Consider the following 5,849-nt stretch of genomic DNA (forward strand, 5'->3'; position numbering starts at 1 on the left):
GGTGGGCGCAATGCCTGGCTAACTGCTTTGGCGTTCTTCTGCAATGAAAAGGGAGTTGCCTTACCTGATTTGGAGAACCACGCCGCTGGGTATGCTGCCGCCGATTTCGCCGCCAATGAAATAGCCCGCACCGTGCGCGGCATTTACCAGCGGGGAACCAGCCAGCATAATAGCAAACCCTGGGAACCACCCACGGCCCGGCCTAGCTCAACTGCCGGAGCTGAGCACGGTAGCACCGGACGTAGCCCCGGTGGCACGGGCTCCGTCCCGTTGCTGGCCGCGCCCCTCAATACGCCCACCATTTCGGCGGAAGTATACCGGCTGCTACCCGACTTCCTGCAACAGTGCTGCCAGCCCTTGCCCACGGCCCGCGAACGGGACGTACTGTTAACCGGCACGCTGGCCGTGCTATCAGGCTGCTTCCCGACGCTGGAAGGCATGTACCGGGGCAAGATTATTGGGGCCAACGTGTATGCCTTTGTGGTAGCGCCCGCGGCCTCCGGCAAGGGCGCGCTGGACTGGGCCCGCCGGCTGGCTTGGCCTCAACATCTGGCCGTGCGCGAGGCCAGCCAGCGGGAACGGGAAGGATACGAGCTGCAGCTACAGGAATACGAGCAACAGAAGCGCGCCGCCAAAGCCAGCGGGCCGCTGCCTCCGAAGCCAACGGAGCCCCCGCGCCGCCGGCTCTTTATCCCGGCTGATAACGGCGCGGCCAACGTGGTAAAGACGCTGGCCGAAAACAACGAGCGGGGTATCATCTGTGAAACGGAAGCCGACACCCTAAGCGGCGCGCTAAAGCAGGATTTTGGCGACTACTCCGCCCTGTTGCGCAAATGCTCCGAACACGAACCGCACCAGTACGACCGCAAAACCGCTGGCACCTATGAGTTGAGCCGGCCGGCCCTGTCGGTGGCGCTGGGAGGTACGCCAGAGCAGGTGGCTCGGCTTATCCCAACTGCTGAGGATGGATTGTTTTCGCGCTTCTGGTTTTATGCCTTTGAGGCTCCGCACGTCTGGGACGACCCGTTTGCCGCACCCGCCAGCGGCTCTCTCGATACGTGGTTTGATGCGCTGTCGGTGCGCGTGTCGGAAATGATAGCTGCCACCGGTGCGGGCCGGGTAGTGGTACGCCTTACCCCAACTCAGGAACAACGTTTCAACGCGGCCTGGCAGCAATGGCTACGCGAAGGAATAGCCGACTTTGGGGAAGGCTCTGGCAGTGCCTCCAAACGCCACGGCCGCGCCTGTTTCCGCCTCTGTATGCTGCTTACGCTGCTACGCTGCTTTGAGAACGGAGAAGCACCTGCCAGCCGTACCCTCACCTGCGAAGATGCTGACCTAACCACTGCCCTGGCTATTGCCGACGTGTACCGGCAACACGCGCTGGCATTGTATGAACGGCTACCCCGCCCCAGTAGCTCCGCTTTTCAGGGTGCTACCCGATATGCCGGCAAGGCGGAGAAAGAGGCGCGCATACGGGAGTTGCACGCACAAGGGTTGAGCCTACGGGAAATAGAAACACAAACCGGCGTGCCCTTCAATACCGTACGCCGGTGGCTGCAAGAATAGTGTACCGTGTACCGATTTTGGTACGGTACAGTTGGCAATATTCAACTCGCCGAACTGTATTAACCTTCGCCATTGTGCGAAAAATTGTAAAAATGACCAGTAACTAGATTGTAATAAATGCGCCAATAGGCTGTGCCCCCATCAAGGACACTAACGCGCGTACGAAGCCAATAGGGAACTGAGCTTGGCGAATCCTCTATATCATAGATGAACAGATTGATAAAGAAACACGGTTGGTGCTGTTGGTTATAAAACCCATAATACTGACGGTGATAACTCTTCCAACGCTTCTTAATTGAAGCCGGATAATCCGTATAGTATGCAGTGGCAGGTGGGTATTCGTATAGTCGACCCAACTTTACCTTAGGCAAAGCCTTTTCCACGATAGTAACTTGTTCCACAGTAGGCGTAAACCGCCCATTGTGAGGAATAGAGTCGCCAAATGTTACCATTGATGCACTAGCCGGAAACAACGCACACTTTGCGTTGAGAATTTGGTAGGCAGTAGCAAAAGTATTAGCAGCCTCCATCTGTTGCGCTATTGCCCGTTGGTTTAAGGCGGGTAAGCAATACAGAGTAGAAGAGTATAGCAAGAGGTTAACTAATGATTTCATTGCAAATCGGCCTGTGTGAAGCGTTAAACAAAGTAGCAGTTTTCACTACTATCACAACTATCATTCTAAATAGCTACCTATCTTCCCCGCCCGATTTCTACCTTATTCTTATCCGCTTTGACTTACCCCGACTTTGAAGCCCGCTGGAAGAACTCCGGCGGCGCGGAGCGGGCCAACTACGGCCTGTTTTTGCAAGACCTCTGCGACCTGCTGGAAGTACCCCGCCCCGACCCTACCACCGACGACCCTACCCAGGATAGCTACGTGCTGGAACGGGCCGTGCAATTCAACGACGGCGCCAAGAAAAGCACCGGCCGGATTGACCTATATAAGCGCGGCTGCTTTGTGCTGGAAACCAAACAAGGCACCGACACCGCCGACCAACAGAAGAAACAGGAACGCGCCGACCTGGGACTAGAGCCCAGCAAACGCCGCAAAGGCCACGCCGTACGCGGCTCCGCCAAGTGGGCCGAAATGATGCAGGCCGCCCGCCAACAGGCCCTTGGGTACGTGCGCGCCCTGCCGGCGGAAGAACCCCGCCCCCTGTTTGTGCTGGTGGCCGATGTGGGCTACTGCATAGACGTATACAGCAACTTTGCTGGCGTTGGGGATTCGTTTGTGCCTTTCCCCGACCAAACCAAGTTCCGGCTACCGTTGGCCGCGCTGGCTGATGAAAAAACGCGGGCTATGCTCCGCCAAGTTTTCCTCGACCCCAAAGAGTTAGACCCCAGCCGCCGCGCTGCCCGCGTGACGCGGGAACTGGCCGCCCGCTTGGCTAAACTATCGGAGCAGCTGGAACGGGCCGGGCACGCGCCCGACGTGGTAGCGCAATTTCTGATGCGCTGCCTGTTCACCATGTTTGCGGAAGATGTGAACCTGATTCCGAAACAGAGCTTTACCGGCATGCTGGCTCAATACAACACCCCGGAGCTGCTGGAATTTCTGCCCGACGCGCTGACCAACCTGTGGCGCACCATGGACACCGGCGGCTTTTCCCCGGATTTGAAGGCTCGGCTGCGCCGCTTCAATGGCAAGCTGTTTCACGATGCCACGGCCTTACCCCTGAACGCTGGACAGGCGGAGCTGCTGTTGCAGTCGGCTAAAGCGGACTGGACAGAGGTAGAGCCGGCTATTTTCGGTACGCTGCTAGAACGCGCCCTCGACCCCAAGGAGCGGCACAGCCTGGGAGCCCACTACACCCCGCGCCGCTATGTGGAACGCTTAGTGCTGCCTACCGTGCTGGAACCGTTGCGCCGGGAGTGGGCCGCCGCGCAAGCCGCCGCCGCCCGCCGCCTGGAAGAAGGCCAAACCAAAGACGCCCGCGCAGAGCTGGTGCGCTTCCTTACCCGCCTCACCAGCATCAAAATATTAGACCCCGCCTGCGGCTCCGGCAACTTCCTCTACGTGACGCTGGAACACCTTAAGCGGCTGGAAGGCGAAGTGCTGGCCGCTATTAACAGCTACGGCCAAACCGGTTTGCTGGAATTAGGCGGCGGTACCACCGTTAGCCCGCACCAGCTGTTGGGCCTGGAACTCAACCCGCGCGCGGCGGCCATTGCCGACGTGGTGTTGCGCATTGGCTATCTGCAGTGGCACTTGCGCACCTACGGCCCCTCCGAACTCCGGGAGCCGCTGTTGGATGAGTACCAGAACATTCGCCAACAGGATGCCGCCCTGCAACACGACCCGCCCGTGCCCCGCCTCGATGCCCACGGTCAACCCATAACGCGCTGGGATGGTACTACCAAGCTGCACCCGGCCACTGGCCAGCCCATGCCCGACGAAACCGCCCGCACGCCCGTTCTCGACTACCCCAACCCCCGGCCCGCCGAGTGGCCCCAGGCCGATTTCATCGTGGGTAACCCGCCGTTTATTGGTAATAAACGGATGCGGGATGCATTAGGAGACGGGTATGTTGAAGCGCTGAGAAAGGCCTATAAGGCAAGAGTTCCGGATTCATCTGACTTTGTGATGTATTGGTGGGATAATGCTGCCCGAGCGATACAATCAGCAAAAACAGAACAGTTTGGCTTCATCACGACAAATTCAATTACAATGAATTTCAATCGTCGTGTAATGCAGCAATACTTAGAAAACGAGAAACAGCCTTTGTCACTTATTTACGCAATTCCTGACCATCCTTGGGTGGATGCTTCGGATGGTGCATCTGTTAGAGTGGCTTTTACTGTAGTCCAAGAAGGCAGCCATGTGGGTGACTTATTGAAAGTTGTAAAGGAAATGCCAACTGATGACGATGCATCAGATGTTGAACTAGCTGTAGAGTCTGGCAATATCAACAGTGACTTATCACTTGGAGCTGATTTAGCAGGTGCATTACACCTAACTGCCAACGAAAACCTTGCTAACATGGGCGTTTCCGTATTAGGCTTAGGATTTATAATTGATGAGAATAAAGCCAAAAGTTTAGGCTTAGGCTCCACTCCTGAGTTGGAAAAGTACATAAGACTCTATCTGAACGGAAGGGACTTAACCCAGACCTCACGTAGGATGTTAGCAATAGACTTTTTTGGCTTGACTGCTGAAGAAGTATTGTCACGTTTTCCAATAGTGTACCAGTACTTGCTTGAAAACGTCAAACCGGAAAGAGACCAAAACAGAGACAAAAGCACAAGAGAAAAGTGGTGGATTTTTGGCAGACCTCGTTCTGAATTACGGCCGGCATTGTCTAGTGTTCCAAGATATCTAGCTACCACTCGAACAGCAAAACACAGGATATTCTCCTTCCTGTCCTCTGAGGTTGTGCCTGATGCTAAAATCATAGCTATTGGCTTGGACGACTATTTTTATTTTGGAGTGCTCTCAAGTAGAATTCATACTCTTTGGGCTAATGTAACGGGTGGTATGTTGGAGGACAGGCCTACCTACAACCATACTGATTGTTTTGTAAAATTCCCTTTCCCGGCGGCCACGGCAGAGCAGCAGGCGCGCATCCGGGAGCTGGCCGAACAGCTCGACGCCCACCGTAAACGCCAGCAGGCCCAACACGCCACGCTTACCCTTACCGACCTCTACAACGTGGTAGAGAAGCTACGCGCTGGACAACCCCTGACCACGGCAAAGGAGCAAACCATCAACCAGCAGGGCCTGGCCTCCGTGGTGCTGAGTTTGCATCAACAGCTAGACGCCGCCGTAGCCGAGGCTTACGGCTGGCCCACCGACCTACCCGACGCCGAAATTCTTACCCGTTTGGTGCGCCTCAACCACGAACGGGCCCACGAAGAAAAGGCTGGTCACGTTCGGTACCTCCGCCCCGCTTACCAAGCGCCGGAGCTACAGCAGTCGGCGCTGGCCCTACCCGCCGCCGCGGCCGCAGCGGCCACTACCTCCGAAGCCACCGGCCCCCAGCCCTGGCCTACGGAGTTGGCCCACCAGATGCAGGCCGTTCGGGATGCCGTTCAACAAGCTGGGCAAGCTCTTACCGGGCCCCAAGTGGCCGCCCGTTTCCGCCGCACCAAGCCGGAGCGTGTACAGCCCCTACTGGATACCCTAACCGCGTTGAGCCTCTTACGCCGCACCGAGGAAGGCGCGTACGCGGCCTAACTTCTTTAAGGCACTACTTTCTTCCAAAGTTGACGAAAAGTATTGCCCGCCTCAGACCAGGGCATGCACATTATAACAACAAAGGGTATAGCTAACCGCTATACC

General features: G+C 56.7%; 3 protein-coding genes. 2 read left to right on the forward strand and 1 reads right to left on the reverse strand.

Features of this window, described 5'->3' with window-relative positions; genetic code table 11:
* A partial coding sequence (locus tag VI25_RS20540; protein ID WP_152981732.1) for a DUF3987 domain-containing protein occupies nucleotides 1-1,569 on the forward strand: 1,569 nt, incomplete at its 5' end.
* A 59-nt stretch (nucleotides 1,570-1,628) separates the two neighbouring features.
* Here the strand turns inward: VI25_RS20540 and VI25_RS20545 are convergent.
* Nucleotides 1,629-2,183 (reverse strand): hypothetical protein, encoded by a 555-nt coding sequence (locus VI25_RS20545; protein WP_152981733.1) that lies wholly within the window; start codon nucleotides 2,181-2,183, stop codon nucleotides 1,629-1,631.
* Between the two features lie 117 nt (nucleotides 2,184-2,300).
* On the opposite strand from VI25_RS20545, the gene VI25_RS20550 reads away from it, so the two are divergent.
* Nucleotides 2,301-5,744: a class I SAM-dependent DNA methyltransferase gene (locus tag VI25_RS20550; RefSeq protein WP_082455741.1), complete on the forward strand. Its 3,444-nt coding sequence runs from the start codon at nucleotides 2,301-2,303 to the stop codon at nucleotides 5,742-5,744.
* Nucleotides 5,745-5,849: the final 105 nt, after the last annotated feature.

It is taken from the genome of Hymenobacter sp. AT01-02, assembly GCF_000961955.2.
Taxonomy (GTDB): Bacteria; Bacteroidota; Bacteroidia; order Cytophagales; family Hymenobacteraceae; genus Hymenobacter; species Hymenobacter mucosus.

Excerpts from the sequence above, each read along its gene's own strand:
- VI25_RS20545 (WP_152981733.1), bottom strand. The coding sequence starts at position 2,183 with ATGAAATCATTAGTTAACCTCTTGCTATACTCTTCTACTCTGTATTGC.